At 57.4% G+C, this 24,189-nt stretch carries 18 protein-coding genes; 9 read left to right on the top strand and 9 right to left on the bottom strand.

Features of this window, described 5'->3' with window-relative positions; translation table 11 throughout:
- The first annotated feature begins 218 nt into the window (after positions 1-218).
- The 6 genes from dctP to INT39_RS13105 all read left to right on the top strand — a co-directional run bounded on the left by dctP (position 219) and on the right by INT39_RS13105 (position 7,868).
- Positions 219-1,259: a TRAP transporter substrate-binding protein DctP gene (dctP, locus tag INT39_RS13130; RefSeq protein ID WP_193074366.1), complete on the top strand. Its 1,041-nt coding sequence runs from the start codon at positions 219-221 to the stop codon at positions 1,257-1,259.
- Positions 1,260-1,330: 71 nt separating this feature from the next.
- Complete coding sequence (locus INT39_RS13125; RefSeq protein WP_193074365.1) at positions 1,331-1,873, top strand: TRAP transporter small permease subunit; 543 nt, start codon at positions 1,331-1,333, stop codon at positions 1,871-1,873.
- Complete coding sequence (locus INT39_RS13120; RefSeq protein WP_193074364.1) at positions 1,870-3,180, top strand: TRAP transporter large permease; 1,311 nt, start codon at positions 1,870-1,872, stop codon at positions 3,178-3,180. The genes INT39_RS13125 and INT39_RS13120 overlap by 4 nt, the downstream gene beginning before the upstream one ends.
- Before the next feature lie 202 nt (positions 3,181-3,382).
- Positions 3,383-4,717, top strand: coding sequence for an MFS transporter (locus INT39_RS13115; protein ID WP_319021357.1), 1,335 nt, complete (start codon positions 3,383-3,385; stop codon positions 4,715-4,717).
- Positions 4,718-4,777: 60 nt separating this feature from the next.
- The gene (locus INT39_RS13110) at positions 4,778-5,962 is read left to right on the top strand and encodes an acetyl-CoA C-acyltransferase (protein WP_193074363.1); all 1,185 of its coding nucleotides are present in this window, start codon (positions 4,778-4,780) and stop codon (positions 5,960-5,962) included.
- A gap of 106 nt (positions 5,963-6,068) precedes the next feature.
- The gene (locus INT39_RS13105) at positions 6,069-7,868 is read left to right on the top strand and encodes an acyl-CoA dehydrogenase (RefSeq protein WP_193074362.1); all 1,800 of its coding nucleotides are present in this window, start codon (positions 6,069-6,071) and stop codon (positions 7,866-7,868) included.
- A gap of 98 nt (positions 7,869-7,966) precedes the next feature.
- Here INT39_RS13105 and INT39_RS13100 read toward each other — a convergent pair whose 3' ends face one another.
- From INT39_RS13100 to INT39_RS13080, 5 genes are all read right to left on the bottom strand, one after another.
- Positions 7,967-8,497, bottom strand: a complete 531-nt coding sequence (locus INT39_RS13100) for a methylated-DNA--[protein]-cysteine S-methyltransferase (protein ID WP_193074361.1) — start codon at positions 8,495-8,497, stop codon at positions 7,967-7,969.
- A 92-nt stretch (positions 8,498-8,589) separates the two neighbouring features.
- Positions 8,590-9,381: a 5'/3'-nucleotidase SurE gene (gene surE, locus INT39_RS13095; protein WP_193074360.1), complete on the bottom strand. Its 792-nt coding sequence runs from the start codon at positions 9,379-9,381 to the stop codon at positions 8,590-8,592.
- Positions 9,382-9,596: 215 nt separating this feature from the next.
- The gene (locus INT39_RS13090; protein WP_193074359.1) at positions 9,597-10,646 is read right to left on the bottom strand and encodes a phosphotransferase; all 1,050 of its coding nucleotides are present in this window, start codon (positions 10,644-10,646) and stop codon (positions 9,597-9,599) included.
- 104 nt (positions 10,647-10,750) lie between these two features.
- Entirely contained in the window at positions 10,751-11,515 is a 765-nt protein-coding gene (locus INT39_RS13085) for an SDR family NAD(P)-dependent oxidoreductase (protein WP_193074358.1), read from the bottom strand.
- A 164-nt stretch (positions 11,516-11,679) separates the two neighbouring features.
- The gene (locus tag INT39_RS13080; protein ID WP_193074357.1) at positions 11,680-12,876 is read right to left on the bottom strand and encodes an acyl-CoA dehydrogenase family protein; all 1,197 of its coding nucleotides are present in this window, start codon (positions 12,874-12,876) and stop codon (positions 11,680-11,682) included.
- Positions 12,877-13,057: 181 nt separating this feature from the next.
- On the opposite strand from INT39_RS13080, the gene INT39_RS13075 reads away from it, so the two are divergent.
- Positions 13,058-13,900, top strand: a complete 843-nt coding sequence (locus INT39_RS13075) for a class I SAM-dependent methyltransferase (RefSeq protein WP_193074356.1) — start codon at positions 13,058-13,060, stop codon at positions 13,898-13,900.
- A gap of 95 nt (positions 13,901-13,995) precedes the next feature.
- Here the strand turns inward: INT39_RS13075 and INT39_RS13070 are convergent, their stop codons facing one another.
- Positions 13,996-15,021: an AraC family transcriptional regulator gene (locus INT39_RS13070; protein WP_193074355.1), complete on the bottom strand. Its 1,026-nt coding sequence runs from the start codon at positions 15,019-15,021 to the stop codon at positions 13,996-13,998.
- 493 nt (positions 15,022-15,514) lie between these two features.
- Here INT39_RS13070 and INT39_RS13065 point away from each other — a divergent pair, with 493 nt between their 5' ends.
- Positions 15,515-17,299, top strand: a complete 1,785-nt coding sequence (locus INT39_RS13065; RefSeq protein ID WP_193074354.1) for a DUF1302 domain-containing protein — start codon at positions 15,515-15,517, stop codon at positions 17,297-17,299.
- Between the two features lie 29 nt (positions 17,300-17,328).
- Positions 17,329-18,693 carry a DUF1329 domain-containing protein gene (locus INT39_RS13060; protein ID WP_193074401.1) on the top strand — a complete coding sequence of 455 codons (1,365 nt, stop codon included), beginning with the start codon at positions 17,329-17,331 and terminating at the stop codon, positions 18,691-18,693.
- A 276-nt stretch (positions 18,694-18,969) separates the two neighbouring features.
- Here the strand turns inward: INT39_RS13060 and INT39_RS13055 are convergent, their stop codons facing one another.
- The 3 genes from INT39_RS13055 to tssM are packed head-to-tail and all read right to left on the bottom strand — an operon-like array spanning position 18,970 to position 24,188.
- On the bottom strand, positions 18,970-19,974 hold the full coding sequence (locus INT39_RS13055) for a serine/threonine-protein kinase (RefSeq protein WP_193074353.1): 1,005 nt from the start codon (positions 19,972-19,974) through the stop codon (positions 18,970-18,972).
- Positions 19,975-19,989: 15 nt separating this feature from the next.
- Entirely contained in the window at positions 19,990-20,718 is a 729-nt protein-coding gene (locus INT39_RS13050; RefSeq protein ID WP_193074352.1) for a PP2C family protein-serine/threonine phosphatase, read from the bottom strand.
- The gene (gene tssM / locus INT39_RS13045) at positions 20,718-24,188 is read right to left on the bottom strand and encodes a type VI secretion system membrane subunit TssM (RefSeq protein WP_413468924.1); all 3,471 of its coding nucleotides are present in this window, start codon (positions 24,186-24,188) and stop codon (positions 20,718-20,720) included. Before tssM ends, INT39_RS13050 begins: the two co-directional genes overlap by 1 nt.
- Between the last annotated feature and the right edge of the window lies 1 nt (position 24,189).

Genomic DNA, 24,189 nt, shown 5'->3' with positions numbered 1-24,189 from the left:
TGTGCAAACCGGTCACGATGCCCGGAATGACCGGTCACGCTCGCCGGAATACGCATCTGTGGGAAATTAAGCAGGCGGAGAGTGTTTTGCAAGGCGCTTTTGATAGTGAAGAAAGGGATGTTGTCATCCCCTTTTTGTGTGATATGGTTTCATTCTGTGTGCCGCCATGTGGACTAATATTTCGCAGAGCGAAACAAATAATAAATAATGAGGCAGTTATGTTGAAAACTCTACGTCACAAGCTAAGTATTGTCGCAGCATCACTGGTTGTCGCTACGACAGCTACCGTTACTTCCACGGCTGCACTTTCCGCTGACTCGGTCACATGGCGTGTACAGTCGCATTGGCCAGGATCAAGTTCTTCTTATGAAGACAGTCTGGTGAGGTTGAAGAACAATATTGAAGAACGTTCTGAGGGTCGATTGAAACTGCAGCTGTTCGAAGCTGGATCCTTGTTTGGCGCACAGGAAACATTCAACGCGGTCAGCCGCGGTATCATTGATATGGGCACTATCTCCCCTTCATATGCCCAGAATCGTATCAGCCTCGCCGGTATCGCCTCTGGTTTGCCTTTCGCCTTTCGGAATGTATGGGAAGTCACCTACTTCCACAAAGTCATGGGTTTCGAGGACATGCTGAGGGAGGAGGCCGCTGCGCACAAAGTCTATTGGTCAACGGATAAGATCTATCCCACGGAAATGGTGATCAAGCGTCCGGTCAAGAGTCTCGACGATTTTCGCGGATTGAAGATCCGTTCATCCGGCACACTGCAGAGTTTCCTGACCAAGGCGGGTGCCGCTGCGTCCTATATTCCGGGTGGCGAACTCTACTCCGCGCTGGATGGCGGTATTGTGGATGGTGCGCACTGGGGTGGTTCACAGGGCGCGAATAGCATGGCGCTGTATGAAGTCGCGAAGTACCACGTAAAGCCAGCGTTGAATATCGCCAGTACGGACGTGAATATCGTCAGTCAGCGCTCTCTCGACAAGCTGCCAGAAGACCTGCAAATCATTGTGAAAGAGGTGTTGGAGGAGCAGTTCTGGTTCCGTACCAACGAGTACCTCTACCAGGAACGTGTGGCCTTGGCTAAAGCCATTGCCGAGCAGGGTGTGGAGGTCAATGAGCTTCCCGAGCCGGTAATGGATCATTTGATGAAGGTCGCAGTGGAACAGTGGGAAACGGAAGGTCAGCGCAGCGACAACTCCAAGAAAGCACTGACTATGCTCAAAGAGTTCCTGGGTGATCTGGGTTATCTTTAATTGACCACTATCCCGGAGGTGTCTACCTCCGGGAATCCCAATAGGCCATACATATATCCGGGGAGGGTATAATGCGTGCAATATCTGCATTCATGAATGGCGTTACGAAACTTAACGAGTGGGTGGGTCGTCTCATCGCCTACCTTATTATCCCGATTTTCATATTTATTCTTATAGAAGTTTTTCTTCGCTATCTTTTTAACGCGCCTACTGTCTGGACTAATGAATTGACCCAGATGCTTTTTGGCGCCTACACCGTGTTGTCAGGTGGGTATATTCTGGCTCACCGTGGACATGTGAATGTGGATATCTTGCATTCGACACTACCCGTCAAGGCGCGTGCGATCATCGATATCTTCACATCGGTACTTTTTTTCATATTTGTCATGGCATTTGGCTGGTTTGGTTATGAAATGGCCAAAGAGTCAATCGACACTTGGGAGACATCGTACTCAGCATGGAATCCGCCAATCTGGCCAGTTAAGTTGGCCATTCCTCTCGGCGCTGGGCTGTTGCTTCTGCAGGGTGTCGTCAAACTTCTTCAAGATATTGCAATTGCATTGGGTGTTGAGTGTTGCGACCCTACCGCAGGTGAAACAGGGGATACATTGTGAGCGTTGAAGTTCTTACCCTACTGTTTTTCGGTGCACTGATATTCTTTATTTTCATGGGTCTGCCGTTGGCCTTCGTGCTTGGCGGCGTCTCAGTAATATTTCTTTACTTCACTTGGGGTATTGATTCCTTTTATATGGTGTCGTCGCAGATCTACGGCACCATGGGCAGCTTCACGCTGGTCGCGATCCCTCTATATGTGTTCATGGCAATGATTCTCGAGCGTACAGGCGTGGCTCGTGATCTTTACCACATGATGCATCTTTGGTTCGGTGGTATGCGCGGCGGGTTGGCCGTAGGCACGTTGGGTATCTGCGCGATATTTGCAGCCATGGTCGGGATCAGTGGAGCTGCGGTTGTGGCGATGGGTACCATTGCATTGCCTGCCATGTTGGAGCGCGGTTACGACAAGCGCATGGCGCTTGGGGTGATCAATACGGGTGGCGGATGGGGAATTCTGATACCGCCAAGCATCATGATGATTCTCTATGCGCTGATTTCCGGCGTGTCGGTAGGCAAGATGTTTGCGGCAGGTATCTTGCCCGGGCTACTGCTGATCGTGATCACGGTGCTGTATGTCATTATCCGGAGCTTCCTGCAGCCTGAGCTGGCGCCCGCGTTGCCATTGAATGAGCGGGCCAGCTGGCCGGAGAAGTTCCGTGCGGTGAGGTCCGTCATACTGCCAGTGCTGGTGGTGGTGATGGTAATGGGCTCCATTATTGGTGGTCTGACCACGCCAACGGAGGCGGCCGCGATGGGGGTGATGGGTGCGCTGATATCCGCAGCCGTCTACCGCCAATTGAGCTTCTCCATGCTGCATGAGGCGAGTATCCGGACACTCAAGCTGACCGGTATGATTGCCTGGATCCTGTTCTCTGCGCATGCATTCAGTGCTGCTTATCAGAGCATGGGCGCACAGCAGCTGATAGAAAGCCTGATGCAGCTGATTCCAGGGGGGCCTTGGGGCATCATCCTCACGATGATGATCATTGTCTTCCTGTTGGGCATGGTGCTGGACCCGCTGGGCATCATGCTGATCACTCTGCCGGTGTTTTTGCCGATCGTGGAGGCGCTGGGCTTTGATCCGATCTGGTTTGGCATACTTTTCGTAATCAATATGGAAATTGGTTACATGACGCCGCCCCTGGGCTTCAATCTGTTCTACTTGAAAGCGATAGTGCCGCCCGGGGTCACGATGAAGGACATCTATTGGTCTGTCATTCCCTTCGTTCTCTTGGAAATCATGGCCATCATCATTCTGATGATCTTCCCTCAGATCGTGACTTACCTGCCGAACCTGTTGTTCTAGGGGGGTGAAGTAGGCGAAACAATAAATCCCGGGCCTCCGGGATTTATTGTTTCGGAAGGCTCTGCTGCACGACTTGATACCGTCATAGCTTAAAATGATAGTTCCGCATCCTGTTCACTGATGCAGGGTTTTCGAAATCGACTTCCGCAGTGCGGACCTGATAGTCTTCTTGCGACGTTCACCGCCGCCTCGGAAGTGCCCAGTGATAAATAAGAATAGCTACCCCTCTACTGCTCGCGCCTGGTTCACGGTCTCTATTCTGTTGATGGCCTATGTGCTGTCCTTCATCGACCGGCAGATTCTCAGTCTGCTGGTGGGACCGATTCGTGCGGATCTGGGCATTTCCGACACCGAGATGAGCCTGCTGATGGGCCTGTCCTTCGCTATCTTCTATACCATTGCCGGTATTCCTCTCGGACGTGTAGCGGACAGCCGCAGCCGCCGTGGTCTGATTGCTTGGGGCATCCTGTTCTGGAGCTTGATGACGGCCGCCTGCGGCCTGGCCAAGCAGTACTGGCAGTTCGTTATATTCCGTATCGGCGTGGGTGCTGGCGAGGCTGCGCTGTCACCGGCAGCCTATTCCTTAATGGCTGACAGCTTTCCACCGGAAAAACGCGCAACGGCTATCAGCGTGTACTCCATGGGTATCTATCTGGGCGCGGGCCTGGCCTTCCTGCTGGGCGGGATTGTTATCACCTGGGCCAATGCCCGCGGCGATATGATGCTGCCGATTCTTGGCGCGGTGCGGCCCTGGCAGTTGATCTTCCTGGTGCTGGGCGCTGTCGGTGCACTCTTCTGTCTGGTGCTGCTGGCCATCAAGGAGCCGACGCGCAAAGGCGTTGGCGCAGGCGTGGCGGTACCGCTGAAGGAAGTGGGCGCCTATCTGCTGAGCATCCGCAAGGCAGTGATCTGTCACAACTTCGGCTTCGCCTGCCTGTCGTTCGCTTCCTACGGCGCCTCAGCATGGATACCGACCTTCTTCATCCGCAATCACGGCCTGACCCCCGGGGAAGTCGGTATGTATTACGGTAGCCTGGTGATGGTCGCAGGCTCACTGGGAATCGTGTTTGGCGGTCGTCTGTCCGACTATCTGTCACGCCGTGGCTACAAGGATTCGAACATGCGCGTCGGACTGCTGGCGGCTGCGCTGACGCTGTTCTGCAACGTTGTCTATCTGGTCGATAACATGACCCTGTTGTGGATCATCATGTTCTTCAATGTGTTTACCGTTGCCATGCCCTTTGGTGTCGCGCCGGCGGCAATTCAGGAAGTGATGCCCAACGCCATGCGTGGGCAGGCATCGGCGATCTATCTGTTCGTAATCACTCTGATCGGCCTGGGCATTGGTCCGACCGCTGTTGCACTGGTGACCGACTATGTATTTCAGGACGATATGGCGGTGCGTTATTCGATTTTCTGGGTCGCGAGCATAACCACCATTGGTGCTGTGGTGTTGTTGTGGATGGGTATCAAGCCCTATCGCGAGGCGCGAGATACCCTTGCCGCCTGGGGCGAACGACAGGAACAGACGGCGTGAGCCGTCGCAATTCAACTTGTGCGCCAGCTGGCGCAGTGTTTGGGAAACAGGAGCTGAACCATGACTGACGCAGTAATCGTATCCACGGCCCGTACCGGCCTGGGCAAGTCCTACCGCGGTGCGTTGAATGACACGCATAGTGTTGACCTGGCTGGTTTCGTTATCGAAGAGGCGGTAAAACGTGCTGGTATCGACCCTGCACTGGTTGAGGACGTGATCCTCGGCGCTACCTTCCACGAAGGTGCTCAGGGCAAGAACATGGCACGTCTGGCGGCCATCCGTGGTGGCCTGCCGGTGACCACTGCCGGCATGTCGATCAACCGTTTCTGCAGCTCCGGTCTGCAGTCCATCGCTATTGCCGCGCAGCGTGTGATCAGCGAGAAGATCCCGGCCATCGTTGCCGGCGGCGTTGAGTCCATCAGCCTGTGCCAGAACGACAAGCTCAACATGTTCCGCGGCACCAACGAGTGGATCAAGCAGAACAAGCCTGAGCTGTATCTGTCCATGATCGAAACCGCTGACATCGTTGCCGCACGCTACAACGTCAGCCGTGAGTCCCAGGATGAGTACTCGCTGATCAGCCAGCAGCGCGTGGCGGCAGGCCAGGAGTCGGGCAAGTTTGACGACGAGATTGTGCCGTTCACCACCAGCATGAAAGTGCAGAACAAGGAAACCGGTGAAGTTTCCGACAAGCAGGTCACTCTGACCCGTGACGAGTGCAACCGTCCGCAGACGACACTCGAAGGCTTGTCCTCGCTGAACCCGATCCGTGGTCCTGAGCACTTCATCACTGCAGGCAACGCAAGCCAGCTGTCCGATGGTGCTTCGGTGTGTACTGTCATGAACGGCAAGGTTGCAGAGCAGCTGAACATCGAGCCCATGGGCATCTTCCGTGGCTTCGCCGTTGCCGGGTGCGAGCCTGACGAGATGGGTATCGGTCCGGTATTTGCGATTCCGCGTCTGCTGGAGCGTAATGGCCTGAAAATGGATGATATCGGTCTGTGGGAGCTGAACGAAGCTTTCGCCTCTCAGGTTGTCTACTGCCGTGACCGTCTGGGCATCCCGATGGAAAACCTGAACGTCAACGGCGGCTCCATCGCCATCGGCCACCCTTACGGTGTTACCGGCTCGCGTCTGACCGGGCACGCGCTGATCGAAGGCAAGCGCCGCGGCGTCAAATACGTGGTTGTCACCATGTGCATTGGCGGTGGCCAGGGCGCAGCCGGCCTGTTCGAAATCGTCTGATAGCAGCATTGCGCTGCGGGCTGACAAGCAAACCCGAGCCTATGCTCGGGTTTTGCTTTTAGGCTACTGTTGATTGTCTCAAGCTGAGATTCCGGAGCATTTTTTCATGACACAGAAGATCATCAATACCGACGATCTCGCCTTTCTGTTGTACGAGCTGCTGGACGTCGAGCGTTTCACCGAATTCCCTCGCTATGCTGATCATAATCGCGACACTTTTGACGCAGCGATCGAGCTGGCTCTGAAAGTCGGCGCTGAAACCTTTGCGCCGCACAATCACCTTTGCGATGGTGACGAACCCCGTTTCGAGAATGGCAAGGTGGTTATCCGCCCCGAAGTATCCGAGGCGCTGGCGGTGCTGCGTGACACCGGCCTGATGGCGGCGTCCCAGGATTACGAGCGTGGCGGCATGCAATTGCCATCGGTGATTGCCCAGACCTGTATCGGTCTGATCAAGGGAGCCAACGTGAGCACTCAGGCCTACGCAGGCCTGACCATTGCCGCCTGCAACCTGATTATGGCTCACGGCAGCGAAGAGTATAAACGCCGCTTCGCGGAGCCGATGATGGCGGGCCGCTTCTTTGGCACCATGTGTCTGACTGAGCCGCAGGCCGGGTCCTCTCTGGCTGACATCAAGACCCGTGCGCTGCCTGCTGATGACGGCAGTTACCGAATAACCGGCAACAAGATCTTCATTTCGGCGGGTGACCATGAACTCAGCGAGAACATCGTGCACCTGGTATTGGCCAAGTTGCCTGATGCACCGCCGGGCGTGAAAGGGATCTCGCTGTTCATCGTGCCGAAGATCATGGTCAACGAGAACGGTAGTCTTGGCGAGCGCAATGACGTGACCCTGGCTGGCTTGATCCACAAGATGGGCTATCGCGGTACGACATCAACCATGCTCAACTTCGGCGAGAAGGGCGGGGCGGTGGGGTATCTGGTGGGCGAGCCACATCAGGGATTGGCGCAGATGTTCCACATGATGAACGAGGCCCGCATCGGTGTGGGGTTGGGCTCGGTCATGCTGGGTTACACCGGTTACCTGCATGCGCTCGAGTACGCGCGCGAACGCCGCCAGGGCCGGCCGCTGAAAGAGCGCGACCCGCAGAGTCCGATGATCCCGTTGATTCAGCATGCTGATATCCGCCGCATGCTGTTGGCGCAGAAGTCCTTTGTCGAAGGTGGGCTGGCGCTGTGTCTGTACGCTTCAACGCTCTCCGACGAGAAGAAATACGCTGAGGACCCGCAAGTGCGTGAGGAATCCGCCGGGCTGCTCGAGCTGCTGATTCCCATCGTCAAGTCCTGGCCGTCGCAGTTCTGTGTCGAGGCCAACAGTCTGGCGATTCAGGTGCATGGCGGCTACGGTTATACCCGTGAGTATCCGGTGGAGCAGTTCTATCGGGATAACCGCCTCAACCCGATCCATGAAGGTGCCCATGGCATTCAGGGTCAGGATCTGCTGGGCCGTAAGGTAGCCATGCAGGACGGGCGTTTCTATAAATCGCTGGTTCAACTCATTCGTACTACATTGGCGGAATGCAAAGGCCGCGCGCAACTGGACACTTCACGGCTGATGCTGGCTGACGCGCTGGATACGCTGCAGGCAGTCACAGACGCGCTGCAAACCATGCGCCGAGACGATGTAGAGCGGGCGTTGGCCAATGCCTATCTGTATATGGAATGCTTCGGGCATGTTGTGGTTGGCTGGATGTGGTTGCGTCAGGCCCAGGCAGCACTGCGGGGCCTGGAGCAGGGTGGTCAGCGTAGGCCGGAATTCTATGAGGGCAAGCTCAGGGCCTGCGAGTACTTCCTGCGTTATGAACTGCCGAAGCCGTTGTCACTGGCGAAGGTACTGGGCGAAGCGGACCGCATCACCCTGGACATGCCTGAAGCGAGCTTCTAGGTACCCGTACTCTGCGTCGGGTACACCCGGCGCAGAGTGATGTTGTAGCCTACGGGTCCGCCGACCGGGTGCGCTGCATTCTTTTCCGGCGGGGATCATCAGGAAGCAGCGGACAGCCGGCGTTCGAGCTCGATCAGTTGCTCTTTGCGTTCAACACCCCAGCGGTAACCGGAAATGCCGCCGTCGCTGCGCAACACTCGGTGACAGGGCACCAGAATAGCCAGAGGGTTGGCTGCGCAGGCACCTGCTACAGCGCGCATCGCCGAGGGCTTGCCAACAAGGCGTGCCAGTTCCGTATAGCTGACGGTCTGGCCGGCCGGGACTTTGGCCAATTCGGCCCATACCTGTTGCTGAAAAACGCTGCCAAAGGCGCTCAGCGGATGTTGCAGGTGCAGTTCGCCAATGGGTCGATCGACGTACTGCAGCAGCGTCTGCATATCGCCGGCCAGTTCGGCATCATCATGTTCTAGTCTTGCGCCGGGAAAGCGTTTTTGCAGATCGGCGATCAATGTCTGATCGTCGTCACCCAGCAGGATTGCGCAGATACCGGTATGACAGACAGCCAGCAACAGACCGCCGAGCCGGCAGTGACCGGTGGTGTAGCGCAGATGGTCAGGCAGCGTTTTCATGGGGGCTCCACTGATGGTTGGACAACTCATCTTACAACGCAGCCCCGGATGTTGGAATTCAATCATCGGCCCCCTTATGGGGCCGGCGTTGCTCAGCCTTTGATGCCCATTTCCCGCGCCATGTCGTCGGTGTTTATCCCCCAGCCAGCGGCGATATCGCGTTCCAGGCGCAGCGGTGACATGCTGATCAAGCCTTCACGCAGTGCACGCACATCGCTTTCCGGTGCATCTACCCGGTCGGTCTGGCGCTGAAAGCCCATCCAATAATAGGGGATGTCACGGGTATCCCGGCGCGCTTCGATATTGACTCCACCTATGCTGCCGCGGCGTGGCTGGCAGATGGCGACGCCCTTTACCTGTTTTGAGGTCATGGCAGGAAAGTTGATGTTCATTGCGCAGTCTTCTGGCCATCCACGTTGCAGCAGCTGACGTACCACAGCGGGCCCAAGTTCGCGTGCGGTATCCCAATGTGCCGGTACGCCGCGGTGGTAGGCCTGGCTCAGGGCAATGGCCGGTATGTTCAGCAAGGTAGCGGTAAGTGCGCCGCCGATGGTGCCTGAGAAGGCCACCGAGTCGCTGAAGTTGGCGCCGTGATTGACCCCGGATAGAACCAGATCCGGCGGTTCAGGCATCAGTTCGGACACGCCCAGCAGGACGCAATCGCTCGGGGTGCCGCTGACGCTGAAACGACGCTCACCGAAGCTATGTACGCGCAGAGGATGATGCAGTGTGACCGACATGGAAACGCCACTTTGATCCAGATCCGGCGATACGATCCAGACTTCTTCGGCAATCTGTTCAGCAATGTCTTCCATGACCTTGAGGCCGGGCCCGCGCCAGCCGTCATCATTGGTGAGCAGAACGCGTTTAATGAGTTTGGACATGAAGAGACCTTTTAGAGTTGTATTCTTGGTATGACTTGGGGAAAGGCAGTGAAAGCGTTGCGTTGTAAGGGAAGATGATGCCCAGGCTCCGCTGAGAACTCTCCGCTGGCCCTGCACACGGAGCATATTGTAGGAGCGACCCGGGTTGTGGGAGCGGGCTTGCCGCTCCCACAACTGCTCAGTGTGTCCCCCGCGTTTCTGTGGGGAGCAGAACCTTACTTACCCTGTGCGATTTCCCAGCCAGTGTCTGCCAGCAGGCTGGCGCGCTTGCCGACTTCGAGGGCGTCGGCGTTGCTGGCATTGCCCTGCAATGCCCGGTGATAGACACCCTGGACAATCGCTGCCAGACGGAACAGCGAGAAGGCGAGGAAGAAGTTCCAGTTGGGGATCTCCGTGCGTCCGGTGAACTCGCAGTACCAGTCCAGTACCTGCTGTTCCTCCGGCACGTTGTAGTCCTTGAGATTCAGCCCCTTCAGGCCGCGCATCCCCTCGAAACCGGTGTTCTGGTGATAGGGCAGGCAGCAGTAGGCCAGGTCGGACAGCGGATGGCCGAGGGTGGCCAGCTCCCAGTCAAGAATGGCGACTACTTCCGGACGCTCGGGGTGCAGTATCAGGTTGCCGATGCGGAAGTCGCCGTGAGCGATGGTAGTGACGTCATCCTGCGGCGCGTTTGCCGGCAGCCAGGCCATGAGTGCATCCATGGAAGGCATGTCTCCGGTACGGCTGGCCTCGAACTGGCCGCTCCACCGTTTGATCTGGCGTTGCACGTAACCTTCGTGCTTGCCGTAGTTGTCCAGCCCGACCGCCTTCCAGTCGACCTTATGCAGCTTGGCCATGGTCTCGATCATCGAACGATGGATCGGCATGCGTTGCTCGATGTCCACCTTCTCCAGCAGCGGGTGGGAATGCACTCGGCCTGCCACGTGATCCATGATATAGAACGGCGTGCCGATCACCTCAGGATCTTCACATAACAGGTGCGCGGTGGGCACTGGCACGTCGGTGTTACCCAGCGCGCTGATGACCTGATATTCGCGCTCGACCATGTGTGCGGAGGGCAACAGCTTGCCCGGTGGCTTCTTGCGCAGCACATAGCGGTTTTCGCCAATGCTCAGCAGAAAGGTCGGGTTGGATTGCCCACCCTGAAACTGTTGAATAGCCATGCCGTGCTCAACGCCCGGTATGCGTCCTTTCAGGTAGGCAGTCAGTTTCGCTTCATCGAAACGGTGGGCCGACAATACATCAATCAGGGTGGCTTCGCTCATGTAGAAGATCCCGTGTATCTGGTTTTATGGTTGTGATTGGACTGCCAGAGCCTGCCACCGCGGAAGAAAATATGCCAGCAGGCAGGCATCTGACCGTGAGCAACTCAGGTAATGGTGTCGCCGCCATCAGCAACAATAGTCTGGCCGGTTACATAGGCACCCGCGGAGGATCCCAGAAACAGCGCCACACCGGCAATATCCACTGGATCACCGACACGGCGCAGCGGTAGAGCTTGTTCAACGCGAGTCAGACGGTCCGGATCATCCAGCAAGGCCTGGGCAAAGTCGGTACGAATCAGCCCCGGAGCAATGGAGTTGACGCGAATATTCTGCGGACCATATTCCAGCGCCAGGTTGCGTGCCAGTCCGGCTTCGGCTGCCTTGGACATGCCGTATACGCCGATATTGGCGCTGGCGCGCAGCCCGGCGATGCTCGACAGCAGCACGATGGAGCCGCCACCCAGACGGGTCATTTGCGGAATGACCATGTTGCACAGCCAGAAGGTGCCCTTGACGTTGGTTGCCATGATCTTGTCGAAGGCTTCATCGCTGACGTCAGCAGTCGGGCCGTATACTGGGTTGGTAGCGGCATTGCATACCAGGATGTCGATCTTGCCCCAGGTGTTGATGGTGGTATCCACCAGGTTCTGCAGTTGTGCTTTGTCGCCGACATGGCAGGGGATCGCCAGTGCCTCGAAACCCTGGGCCTGAAGCTCGCCGGCGACTTTTTCGCAGACGTCAGCCTTGCGGCTGGAAATGACGACGCGGGCGCCGGCTTTGGCATATTCTTCGGCAATGGCCTTGCCGATACCCTTGGTGGAGCCGGTAATGATGGCGACTTTGCCAGTCAGATCAAACAGCGTGCTCATAGGCGCTCCTGTTCAGAAATAAAGGATGATTCGGTGCTGACCGCATTGGCTGGCCTGGCGGCCAGCGTCGCGGCGAGGGCGTCCCTCTCATTAAACAGCCGCTCTCACTTGCTTACATGCACTTCCCGTGGGAGCGGCTTTATTTGCAGGGCTCGCCGTGCTAATTACAGATACTGACCCATTTCCAGCTTGGCGATGGTGTTCAGGTGCACCTCATCCGGGCCGTCGGCCAGGCGCAGGGTACGCGCTTTGGCATAAGCAGAGGCGAGGAAGGAGTCCTGGCATACGCCTTTGGCGCCATGGACCTGGATGGCACGATCAATCACGTTGCACAGCATGGTCGGTGCCACGGCTTTGATCATGGCGATCTGCTGACGGGCAACCTTGTTGCCGTATTTGTCCATGCTGCGCGCGGCATGCAGGGTCAGCAGACGGGCCTGGTCGATCTCACAGCGGGATTTGGCGATCATTTCCGGAACGCTACCCAGACGGTACATCGGCTTGCCAAAGGCAACCCGGTCGGCGGCGCGGCGGCACATGGCTTCCAGAGCGCGTTCGGCCTGACCGATAGCGCGCATGCAATGATGGATACGGCCTGGCCCCAAACGGCCCTGGGCTATCTCGAAACCACGACCTTCGCCCAGCAGAATGTTGGAGACGGGTACGCGTACATTTTCGTAGCGGATCTCGGCGTGGCCATGCGGAGCGTGGTCGTAACCGAATACATGCAGCTCGCGGACGATGGTGACACCCGGCGCATCAAGCGGCACCAGAATCATGCTTTGCTGCAGGTGCTTGGCTGCGTTGGGGTCCGTCTTGCCCATAACGATGGCGATCTTGCAATGTTCGTTCATGGCTCCGGAAGACCACCATTTGGTGCCATTGATAACGTACTCATCGCCATCACGACGGATTTCACATTCGATATTGGTGGCATCGGAGGAGGCGACATCGGGTTCGGTCATGGAGAAGCAGGAGCGGATCTCACCGGCCAGCAGCGGCTTCAGCCACTTCTCTTTCTGCTCGTCGTTACCGTAGCGCTCAATGGTTTCCATATTGCCGGTGTCCGGGGCGTTGCAGTTGAATACCTCGCCGGCGAAGGAGACGCGGCCCATGATTTCACACAGGTGGGCATATTCTTCGTTGTTCAGACCCGCACCGCGTTCACTGTGCGGCAGGAACAGGTTCCACAGGCCCTGGCTTTTGGCTTTCTGCTTCAACTCTTCCAGAATGGCCGGGTGGGACCATTTGTTCTGCTTCACTTGCTCGTAGAACAGCGCTTCGTTTGGATAGATATGCTCGTCCATGAAGGCTTCGAGTTGTTGTTTCAGTTCCTGAATTCGGGGGCTTAGATCGAACATAATGGATCCCTGGGCAGTCGGAGTAAGATTGAACCACTGGTACGTGGTTGGTTGAGGCCGACCTTATAGAGGGACTGACAGCTGGAAAAGCATGTCCCATTGCTGGAATGGAGGTGCATAAGCAAGTCTGATGGGCCATGAGGAGCGCCCGTCAGGTAAACCAACCACCATGGAGTTGAAGATGTTGAAGAATATGATTGGCGGCGCCTTGCTGCTTGCCGCAGGGCTGGTTCACGCACAGCCAACCGCTATGCCACCTCGGCTGGAGCCGGAACAGCAGGAAGTGATCAGACAGGCCGTCGGCAGCAGCGTAAGGACAATTTCCAATGTCATGCGCGATGCGGGTCGCAATCCGGCCCAGACGCTGGGCTTCTTCGCTGTCGAGCCGCAACATACTGTGATCGAAATATGGCCTGGAACAGGTTGGTACACTGAGATCCTCGCGCCGCTGGTGCGTGAAGAAGGCAAGCTCATCGCTGCGCATTTCGATCCTGAAAGTCAGGTCGATTACTTTCAAAACTCATTGAAAGAGTACCGGGAGAAGCTCGCAGATTCCCCTGAAACCTATGACCAGGTCGAACTGAGTGTGCTCAATTATGATCCCGACCTGCCTATCGCGCCGCCGGGTTCGGCAGATCGGGTGCTCACATTCCGCAATGTGCATAACTGGTTGAGTCAGGGCAGAGAAGAGGCAGAGCTGGTGTTCGCCAAGATGCATGCTGCGCTCAAACCGGGCGGGCTGCTGGGGCTGGTCGAGCATCGTGCGCGCATAGGCACCGATCTGGAAACCATGATCAGTTCAGGCTATGTAACCGAGGAGCTGGTGACTGAATTGGCGGAGCAGGCGGGATTCGAATTGCTGTCACGCAGCCCTGTCAACCAGAACTCCCAGGACTCTACTGATCATCCTGAGGGGGTCTGGACGCTGCCGCCCACCTTGCGCCTTGGTGACGAGAATCGCGCCCAGTATCTGTCCATCGGTGAAAGCGACCGGATGACGCTGTTGTTCATCAAACCTGAGTGATTGACGCTATCTAACGTTTTTGTGGGAGCGGCCTCGGCCGCGAAGTTCTTCTGCCAGATTCATTCGCGGTCTTGGCTCCCACAGTATGCTCAGGGTCACTGGTCGGCAACCTGTTGCCGGAAGCGGGTCGGGCTCATGTCGGTCCAGCGGCGAAAGGCGCGGGTAAAACTGCTGGGATCAAGAAAGCCCAGTTCATAGGCGATGCTGGTCAGTGACAGCTGGCCTTCGCCGATCATGCGCATGGCTGTTTCCCGGCGCACCTCATCTACCAACTGCTCATACGAGGTGCCTTCCTGGCTCAGCTTGCGCCGCAGATGACGCGGGCTGATATTCATCGGACAGGCAATGCGCTCAACCGAGATGTCCCCAGAACCCAGCAGTAGCTGAACCCGGCGCTTGACCTGCTCGACCAGATCATGGGACGGCAGGTTGGCGATCATGTCCTGCAGCGTATCAGCCAGGCGGGTGGCGATGAAGGTATCGGCTGTCGCCAGCGGCCTATCCAGCAGTGCCTGAGGCAGGACCACTTGGTATTGCTCACCGAAATCGACTTCTTCACAGCCCAGCAAGCGACGGTATACCTCCGCCTCCTTTACCGGCCGCCCAGCGATAACACGCCTGACCAACCCGGTATTGGCATGCTCCAACTGTCCCAATAGACGGCAGATATAGCCAAGAACAGCTTCGAGCTGCTGTGGATGCGGATTTCCCAAGGGTACAAGTGTCAGTGACGGCTCGCTGACTGTTCGGTCCAGCTCCAGCCGGACCTGCGTACTGATTACCGGGAAGAAGCGGGTCAGCTGGTCAAGGGCGCTGGCAACCGTACCACTGGCACTGGCCGACAGGCCGAGCATGTTGAAAACGGTGGGCGTGAATAGGCGATGGAGGCGCAAACCGAACAAGTCGTCATCGGCGAGCCGGGTGGCTTCGTTCCAGATCAGATTGCAATTGGCTTGTTCGATAAAAGGACTGACGGGGCGAGTGCTGCTCGTCAGATTATACGCAAGGCTGGATTGTGCCAGTGCAACGCCATAATGCGCCAATGCCCGGTCGATACTGGATACCCAGTGACCATGCTCGCGAATCCTGGCTTGCGGCTGCTGTTTCAGGCTTGCCGGCATACTGCACCCTCTAAAGCATGGAGGAATGGACAAATCAATATTTTGTCTCACCCGTGCTAGGCTATAATGCTCCTGCTGGTCAGTCAAACCCCGAAACTCTATTTCGCTTGGCGAAATTTCAGCTTGGTTAGCATGATGACTGACCGAATCCGATCACCCGTTCGGGTGGTGTATCAAACATTCGGTCGTGGACGCATTAGTGATTTCCCTATTGTCGACAATATGACACCTGTCAGTCTGCCGATCTCCTGTCCAGAGCACTCTTTCTATCAAACATTCGTTTGAAATGCAATTTACTGCATCCCTGTGACGGATCGGAGGCAAGCTGGTTTCATGTGACTTATTGGTCAGATTTGTTTGATGAATGGCCGCAGGGGACAAATGATTTGGCCATTTGGGACAGGTCATTTTGATGGCGCTCATGACAGACTCGGCAATGTCCTGAACGTGTCTCTTGATACACAGGTTCATGTCACCCAAACGGAGCAGCACAATGACAAAAAAAATGCATGCATGGTCGCTCGCGGCCCTGCCCCTGGCCATCGGATTGGCTAGTTTCTCAGGTTCTGCTAACGCAGTCAGTTTTAACATCGGGGAGATTGACGCGCAGCTGGACTCGCAAATGTCGATCGGTGCGAGTATGTCGACTGCTGGGCGGGATAAGCGCTTGTACTATCTGCGCAGCGAAGGCGGTGAAGCTGCAGCCCGTACTTCCGATGATGGCCGCCTGAATTACGACAAAGGCGATGTATTCTCCAAAATCTTCAAAGGCTCCCATGACCTCGAGTTGCGCTATGGCGACTCGGGTGCCTTTATCCGCGGCAACTACTGGTATGACTTTGAAACCAAGGACGGTCACCAGGATTTCTACGATATCAGCGACTCCGGTCGTCATCCGCTGCAGAAGGGCTCCGGCATTCAACTGCTCGATGCCTTCGTTTATCACAACTACGCTATCGGCAATAACCCCGGTAACGTTCGTCTGGGTCGTCAGGTCGTCAGCTGGGGTGAGGGTGTCTTTATCCAGAACGGCATCAACGCTATCAACCCGATTGATGCTTCTGCTTTCCGTCGGCCGGGCGCTGAGCTGAAGGAAGGTCTGCTGCCGGTTGAGATGCTCTACATCTCCCAGGGCCTGACCGAAAACCTGAGCATGGAAGCCTTCTACCAGCTCAAGTGGCACGGCACTGTAGCGGATAACTGCGGTACGTTCTTCTCCACTACCGACGTGGCGGCGCGCGGGTGTAACGACCGGTTGATCTTTAATGGTGTGGATTTCCCACAGGGGGAGGCTCAAGCTCCTTTCTACATCGCCCGCACCCAAAAAGATAAAGACGCCAGTGATAGTGGCCAGTTCGGGGTGGCGTTCCGCTGGTTTGTGCCAGAGTTGAACAATACCGAGTTTGGCTTCTACGCGATGAATTACCATAGCCGGGGCCCCGTCTACTCCAACGAGGTAGGTGGCCTGTTGGCTGGAGGTGCTCCGACTCAGGGTTACGACGGTGGTTTCGGTGGTGCTGGCTACTTCTTCGAGTACCCGGAAGACATACGTCTGTATGGCGTCAGCTTTGGTACCGACATTGCCGGTGTGTCTGTAGCCGGTGAGATCAGCTATCGTCCCAATATGCCGATCCAGATCAATACTGGTGACATGAGTCGCGCTGCATTGTATTTAGGGGCCGGCGCTGCGGATAATACGCACCGCTACCAGCCCGGTGAGATGCAGGTCGGCGATTATCTCCAAGGCTATGAGCGCAAGGAGTTCTGGCAGGCCTCCATGAGCGCGGTTCACTTTATTGATCGCGTTATGGGTGCGAGCCGACTGGCATTGATCGGTGAAGTTGGCGCGAACTATATCAGTGGTATCGGTAGCGGCAATGGGGAAACCAAGTTCGGTCGTGATTCGCTGTTTGGTCAAAGCCCCTACGCCGATGGTAGCTGCGATTCCAATGTTGCGGATAACCCACACGGTGCCAGCTGGTGCGAAAACGACGGTTTCTTCACTGATTTCTCCTGGGGCTACCGTCTGCGCGCGTCCCTGGACTACAGCAACGTGATTGCCGGTATCAACCTGAGTCCGAACATGGCCTTCTCGCATGACGTTGAGGGTTACAGCCCGAACTTTGTAGAGAACGCCAAGTCGGTCAGCCTCGGTCTGAATGCCGACTACGCGAACAAGTACAACGCCAGCATCAGCTACACCAACTTCTTTGATGGTAAGTACAACACGCTGGTTGACCGTGACTTTGCCGCTGTCAGCGTTGGCGTAAGTTTCTAAAGCAGGTTTTGGAGAAAAATAATATGCGTATGCAAAAAACAGTAATCGGTGCATGTGGTCTGGCCTTGAGCATGATCGCCACCGGTGTGATGGCGCAAAGCCTGACCCAGGCCGAGATCGGTCAGCTGGGCACCACGCTGACTCCGGTCGGCGCGGAAAAGGCCGGCAACGCTGCTGGCACCATTCCCGAGTGGACCGGCGGCCTGGCCACCGATGCGGGCAAGCGCCTCGAGCGCGGCTTCTGGGAAAACCCCTATAAAAATGAGCAGCCCGAGTTCGTCATTACTGCTCAGAACTATCAGGAGCATAAAGAGCACCTGACGCCTGGCCAGGTTGCCTTGTTCGAGCGCTATCCTGAAACTTACCGCATGCCGGTGTACAAGTCTCACCGCAGCGTAGGTCTGCCGCAGGCTGTATATGACCAGATCAAAGAGACTGCTGGTCAGGCCTCGCTGGTCAACGGTGGTGACGGTATCGACAACTTCACCCACGGCAGCTTTGCTTTCCCGATTCCGAAAGCAGGCGGTGAAGTGGTATGGAACCATCTGACTCGCTATCGCAAGAACATCGAGCGTTCCTACGTTCAGGCGATGCCGCAGACCAATGGCTCCTACACCCTGATCAAGTTCCAGGAACATGTTGCCTATCCGCAGTTCATGCCTGACGTGGATCTGGAAAAGGCCGCCAACACCCTGGTCTATTTCAAGCAGCGTGTAAACGCGCCCTCGCGTCTGGCCGGTAACGTACTGCTGGTACACGACACCCTGGATCAGGTGAAAGAGCCACGCATGGCGTGGGTATATAACGCCGGTCAGCGTCGCGTTCGTCGTGCTCCGCAGGTTGCCTACGATGGTCCAGGTACCGCTTCTGACGGTATGCGTACCACTGACAACTTCTCCATGTTCAGTGGCGCGCCGGATCGCTACAACTGGAAGCTGGTTGGCAAGAAGGAAATCTACGTTCCGTACAACAGCTACAAGCTGTCCGATCCTGAGTTGAAGTACGAGGACATCCTGCAGGCTGGTCACATCAACCCGGAACACACCCGCTTCGAGCTGCACCGCGTGTGGGAAGTTCAGGGCAACGTGAAGGACGGTCAGCGTCACATCTACGCCCAGCGTAACTTCTTCTTTGATGAAGACTCCTGGATGCTGAACCTGGCGGACCACTACGATGGTCGCGGCACGCTCTGGCGCGTAGCGGAAGGTCACTTGGCTCACGCCTACAGTGAGCAGCTGCCGGGCTACAGCACCGAGACTCTGTACGACCTGCTGGCAGGCCGTTACATTGCTCTGGGTATGTACAACGAAGAGGCGTCCGCACCCAAGTTCGGCATGAGCCCTTCGTATAACGAATTCACTCCTGCAGCCTTGCGCTCTTCGGGTGTTCGTTAATAGCTGATCACTTCGGTGATTGAAAAGGGAGCCTTCGGGCTCCCTTTTTTATGTGTTGCCGCTCAAATGAAACGAACCAAACTTTCTTCGAAGTAACGCTGTCCAAATCACAACGGGACGGGTTCTGGGAAAGCAGAGGCCTACCCGTTAAACCAGGACTGCGGAACGCTGCGGTTCAACTCTTAATTCAGCAAGAGGTAACCTCATGAACAATATCGTCTATATCGTCGGTGCCGTGGTCATTGTCCTGGCTATCCTTTCCTTCCTTGGGTTCCGTTAATTGCCGAAGCGCGGGCGAACCGGCCAGGGTATCCGCAGAACATCTGTGAGCCAGTTCGCTTTTGGCGCGCTGAACACTTCCAACAGGCCGACGGCATCCATGGTGCGCTGCTGTTTGTCGAAGGCCAAAGCATTGCGCAAGGCTGGCCAGCAGTGCGCGGGCAGATTGGTCGGGCGTTGCAGTGACTGATCCTGCTGCATGTCCTTGGCCTGTTGCGCGGTCAAGCGGCTGAATGGGTGCAGGCCGCCACTAAGCTCATAGAGTATGCAGGCCATGGCGTAGACGTCGGCGGATGCTGTCAGAGGTTCGCCAGTGATCAATTCCAGTGCTGCGTAGCGGGGTGTCCAAGCGGCGATGCGCTTGCGGCTGAGGCGGGGTAGTCCCGGCAGTAATCCATCCAGAGCCTGCCCCAGGCCGAAATCGAACAGGCGTACGCCGTCATCGGTGAGAATGACATTACTGGGCTTGAGGTCGCCGTGTAGCACCCCATGCTTGTGCGCGCAGACCAGTGCCTGAAGCAAAGGAACGGCAATACTCTGCAGTTCTGTCCAGGGCAAACCGCTAGGGTGTGCGTCGATCAACTGATCCAGTGTCGGGCCCTTGAGCAGCTCCATGGTGATAAAGGCGCGCTGGCTTGGCTGGTCAATGGCGAAGTCATGCAAGCGCACGATATGCGCATGATGCAGACGATTGGTCAGCGCATATTCGCTATAGAGCAGGGCGCTTGCATCGGGGTATTCGAGAAAACTCTCATTCAATGCCTTCAGCGCGACCCAGGGGGCGGGGTCGCCGAAGTGAGCTCGCAGCAAATCCTTGGCGCGGTACACGGCGCCCATTCCGCCAACTCCCAATAATCGTTCGATGCGATAACGTTGACATAGCACCTGCGGCAGCACGCTTGTGCTTCCGGCGGCAGACTGCTGTGCTGTCAACGAATCGTCCTCGATGCTGGCGAGACGGGTCAGTTTGGAAGACTGTGGTTTTTTCTCTGTTGTCGTCATCTTGATGTCCATGGCTCAGCGGCGGATTACCACGGCACTGATATTGTCCCGAGCAGGACCTTCCAGACACTGATTGAACAGTCGCTGGAGTGCCAGAGAGGGAGAGGGAAGGTTCATTGCTGCGCCGATGGCCTCTGGTAACAAGCTCTGATAAAGCCCGTCACTGCACAACAGCAGTGTATCGCCGGGGTAGACAGTGAAGCGGATCATGTCCAGATCCAGCTTTTCATGGGCACCGATGGCTCGGGTCAAGGCGCGTGCCGACGGGTGGCGCGCGGCCTCGGCCGGGCTCATCTTCCGATCTGCAATCAGCTCCTCCAGAAAAGAATGATCGCGGGACAGCTGAAACAGCCGCCCGCCACGCCACATGTAACAGCGACTGTCTCCGGCCCACAGACAACAGGCCTGATCGCCGCGGGCGAGCAGGGCGACCACGGTGCTGCCGACAATGGCCTCGGGCTGATCGGCATGCACCGTCAGATCCAAGGCCAGATGCCGGTTCAGCCCATGCAATGCCGATCGCAACCACTCGACCTGTTGCTCCAGCTCGAGAAAGTCCGGCAGCTCGGAGAGCCGTTCGATGATCAGGCGACTGGCGAGGTCGCCATTCTGGTGACCGCCCATGCCGTCTGCGACTATCCACAGGCCCAGTTCGGGCAACGCCAGGAAAGCATCCTCGTTGCGCGCCCGGACCTTGCCGGTATCGGTGCGGGCAGCGCTGCGCCAACTGGTTGAGACCGTCATTACAGACTCGCCGGCAGACTGAAACCGCGCATCAGACTGATATCAAAGGGGTTGGGCGAACGCTGACTATGCAGCAGATAATTGGCGCGCATGCCCCCCAGATTGGCCTTGACCAGCAAAACGTCCCGATCGTTGTGATGGGTGACTTCCATCTGATCCAGCAGACGGAACAGCGACCAGGCACCGGAGTTCTGCTCAAGGCTCGTGCGTTTGCCACCGAGATCCTCCACGGTCAAGGTGATACCACCGTTTTCTGCCGTAGCGGGCCAGCGGAACGGTGTCTGCACGATGGGGCCATGACGATATTCCATGTTCTGGTCGCCGAAACGGAAGCTGGCCCGGCCCAGGCTGGAGTCGAGTGAATAGGGCTCCAGTTTGAATGCGATCTGCGGCTCACCCGGGCTTTCGCTGAAGAAGCTCTTGCGGATGGTCTGGATGCGGCTCATCTGGGCGAGAAACTGCCTGGAAAGCGGCAGACCACGTCCGTCGACCCGACGCAGATGATACTGATTGGCGCTGCCGCTGACGAAGGGACGCAGGTAACTGTCAAAGAAGCTGTCTGCCACGCCCTGGGCCTTGAAAAACGCGCGGAAGTCGGCGAGCGCGACTTCACTTTCGCTGCTTGCACGGAATGGATAGCGCTGATGGAGGGACGCGCGGTACGGCGCATAGAATTCGCTGCGATACCGCTCGGCAATATAGCGATGGGCATCATCCAGAACCAGCGCCCAGCTCTCTGCCGCCATGACGCTGAACCAGTTGCCGATGGGTTGCGGCAGCAGGTCAGCACTGGCGCGTACCTGATTGATCGCATCCTGGCGGCCGGTCATGCGCACCTTGGCCATGTCGAATGCTGCCTGTTGCGGCGAGCTGGCATGGGCGAGCCCGGACAGCTGTTGTTGCAGGGCATTGAGTGCCTGCATTGCCGCAGCCAATTCCGGGCTGGCAGCACCTTGCTCGTCCAGCAGCCGATGCAGCGGCTCGAAGCGGCGTTCCAGCAACTGCCGGGCATTACTGGCAGCAGGGTCATGCAGCATCGGCAGAGCGTCGGCATCAGGCAACGCATCAGCAGACAGATCAACCGTGCTGAAACGGGTGTTGTCACGCACCTCGGTCAACAGCCGCAGCAGCGGTGAGCTGGCAGTGGTGAGACCGGCCAGTTGTTGTGCGGCCTGGCTGGCATCCACCAGCGGTTCGGACTTCAGGTGCGATAGGGCTTCGGACCAGTAGTTGGCGTAATCCTGGAAATACAGCTGTTCCATTTCCGTCTGAAGACGCTGCATGTCCTTGCTGCTCAGCTTGTCGCTCTCACCGAGTACCCAGTTGTCCTTGAGGATATTGCCAACCAGACTGGCGCCCCGATCAGCGAACATCTTCTGATAGCCCTTGCGGGTATGGAAGCCGGGGATGATGTAGTTGCCGCCGGTAATCAGGGTGGCGTTGGGGCCGAGATGGTGAGCCAGACGGTATTCGGGCAGACTTTCGGCCTGCTCCCCAAGGCTGCGATAGAGAATGCTGGCCAGGGACTCGCTACGCAGTTGCAAGCGTGCTTCGGCAACCAGGCGGCCATTGAGTCGGTATGAGGTAAAGGGCTCGTCCAGTAGCCGGCTGAAATGCTCGTTCAGACCTTCCTGAACCCGGTTGTTGCCCGGATACAGACGCGACCAGTCAGCGGCCATCCAATTTTGCAGCCAACCGTTGTCCCGCCGGGTGTCGAGATTGAGCATCAGATAGGCGCGCAGGTTGTCCAGCAGACGCTCGCGGTTGTTCATGCTGTAACGGATTTGCCTTTCCAGGTGTTGACCTACTCTGGGCAACAGCAGAGTTTCGAGATCTCGGCGGTAGGCCTGATGCAGCGTCGATTCGACTTTTTCGCCCTGATACAGGCCGCCACGGTGGCGCCAGGTGACGTCCGGCGCGGGCGGGAAGAGCTGATTAGCGGCGTAGCTGGCATCGAGCACACCGAGAATATCCCGGGCATCGTCCCGCACCTCGATAGCGCGGCGCTCATGACCGAGGTCCCGGGCCATTTCCTGCAGCTGTTCCAGGCGGCCATGGTTATTGGAGAAACTGGCCGTCCAGGTGATGCCGAGAACCAGCAGACATACCACCGCGCACGCATACATGCTGCGCTGGCGCCAGTTGATGCGCTTGATTTCGCGTTGATCAAGCCCAGCCAGTTCCGACTCGGGAAAGACCACACGGCTCAGCAGGTGATGGATGAAGCGCGCCTGACCGCTGCGCAAGGACGGCATGTCGCTGGCCAGCGGGGACAGATTCTGACCGATGCTGGCGGTCAGCGGATCAACCTGGTTCTGCTGGTGCGGCGCGCTGGTCAGGTAAAACCCGCGCAGCTGCGTCGCGCGCTGATAGCGGTTGCCGGAGAATGCCAGTTCGATGAACAGGCCCAGGCGCTCGCCGATCCGCCCCAGCTGGTGAGGGAAATCCAGAATGCGGCCGCGGCGCTGAGTGTCACGCTCCTGATGCAGGCGCGTGATGACCTGGCTGTTGAGCCGACGCAGCAGCTCTTCGAACTCCTCGCGTACCACCTGGACACTGGTGCCGTCCTGACCTTCGCTGAAGGTGGCGCCGAGCACCTGGTCGGCTTCATCGCGCGGCAGTTGATCAAAGTACTCATCGAAGCCGGACAGTTCATCGGCTTTGCTGAATACCAGATACACGGGCACGTCCATCCCGAGTTTCTGATTGATCTCCAGTAACCGCTGGCGGGTCTGACGGGCCAGGGTTTCCAGCTCCAGCTCGTTGTGACCGAGCAGCTGGTCCATCGGCACATTCACCAGCACGCCATTGAGCGGACGCTGGCGGCGACGGCGCAGCAGAGTGAGTAGGGTTTGCCAGGCCAGACCGTCGATATGTGTGTCCGGCTGTGTCAGATAGCGGCCAGCAGTATCGATCAGCACCGCATGTTCGGCGAAATACCAATCGGCATAGCGGGTCGGGGAAATATCCCGGGTCATCCGCCCCTGTTCGTTCTTGTTGAGTGGGAACTCGATGCCGGAAAAATCCAGCAGACTGGTCTTGCCGCTGCCCTGTGGGCCGATCACCAGGTACCAGGGCAACTCGCTGCGCCAGCGCTCGCTACGGCCGCGATAGAAACTGGAGCGGCGCAGGGTACGTACGGCGTTGCGGTAACGGTTGTGCAGTTCACACTGCTCTTCGACGATGCGGCCTTCGCGGCGCAGACGTTCCTGCGCCTGCTCGTCATCCTCTTCGGCCTTTTTCTGCCTGATGCTGCGCCAGTAGGCGAACGCCATACACAGCCCCCAGACGAGAAGCATCAGGCTAATTAGCAACAGACGATTGGCGACCGGCGCCAGAAACCTGTTGTCGTTGATGGCCAGCGCCGGGCCGGTGAACCAGACCAGAACAGCCAGCGCCAGTACGGCGCACAGACTGAAGGCCCAGCCACGACGAAACAGCGGGAGTGCGCGTTTCAAGAGGGATCTGATA

The sequence above is a fragment of the Pseudomonas sp. FME51 genome, assembly GCF_014897305.1.
The sequence above is the reverse complement of the archived record's forward strand: the minus strand, read 5'-3'. Positions and strand labels throughout refer to the sequence as shown.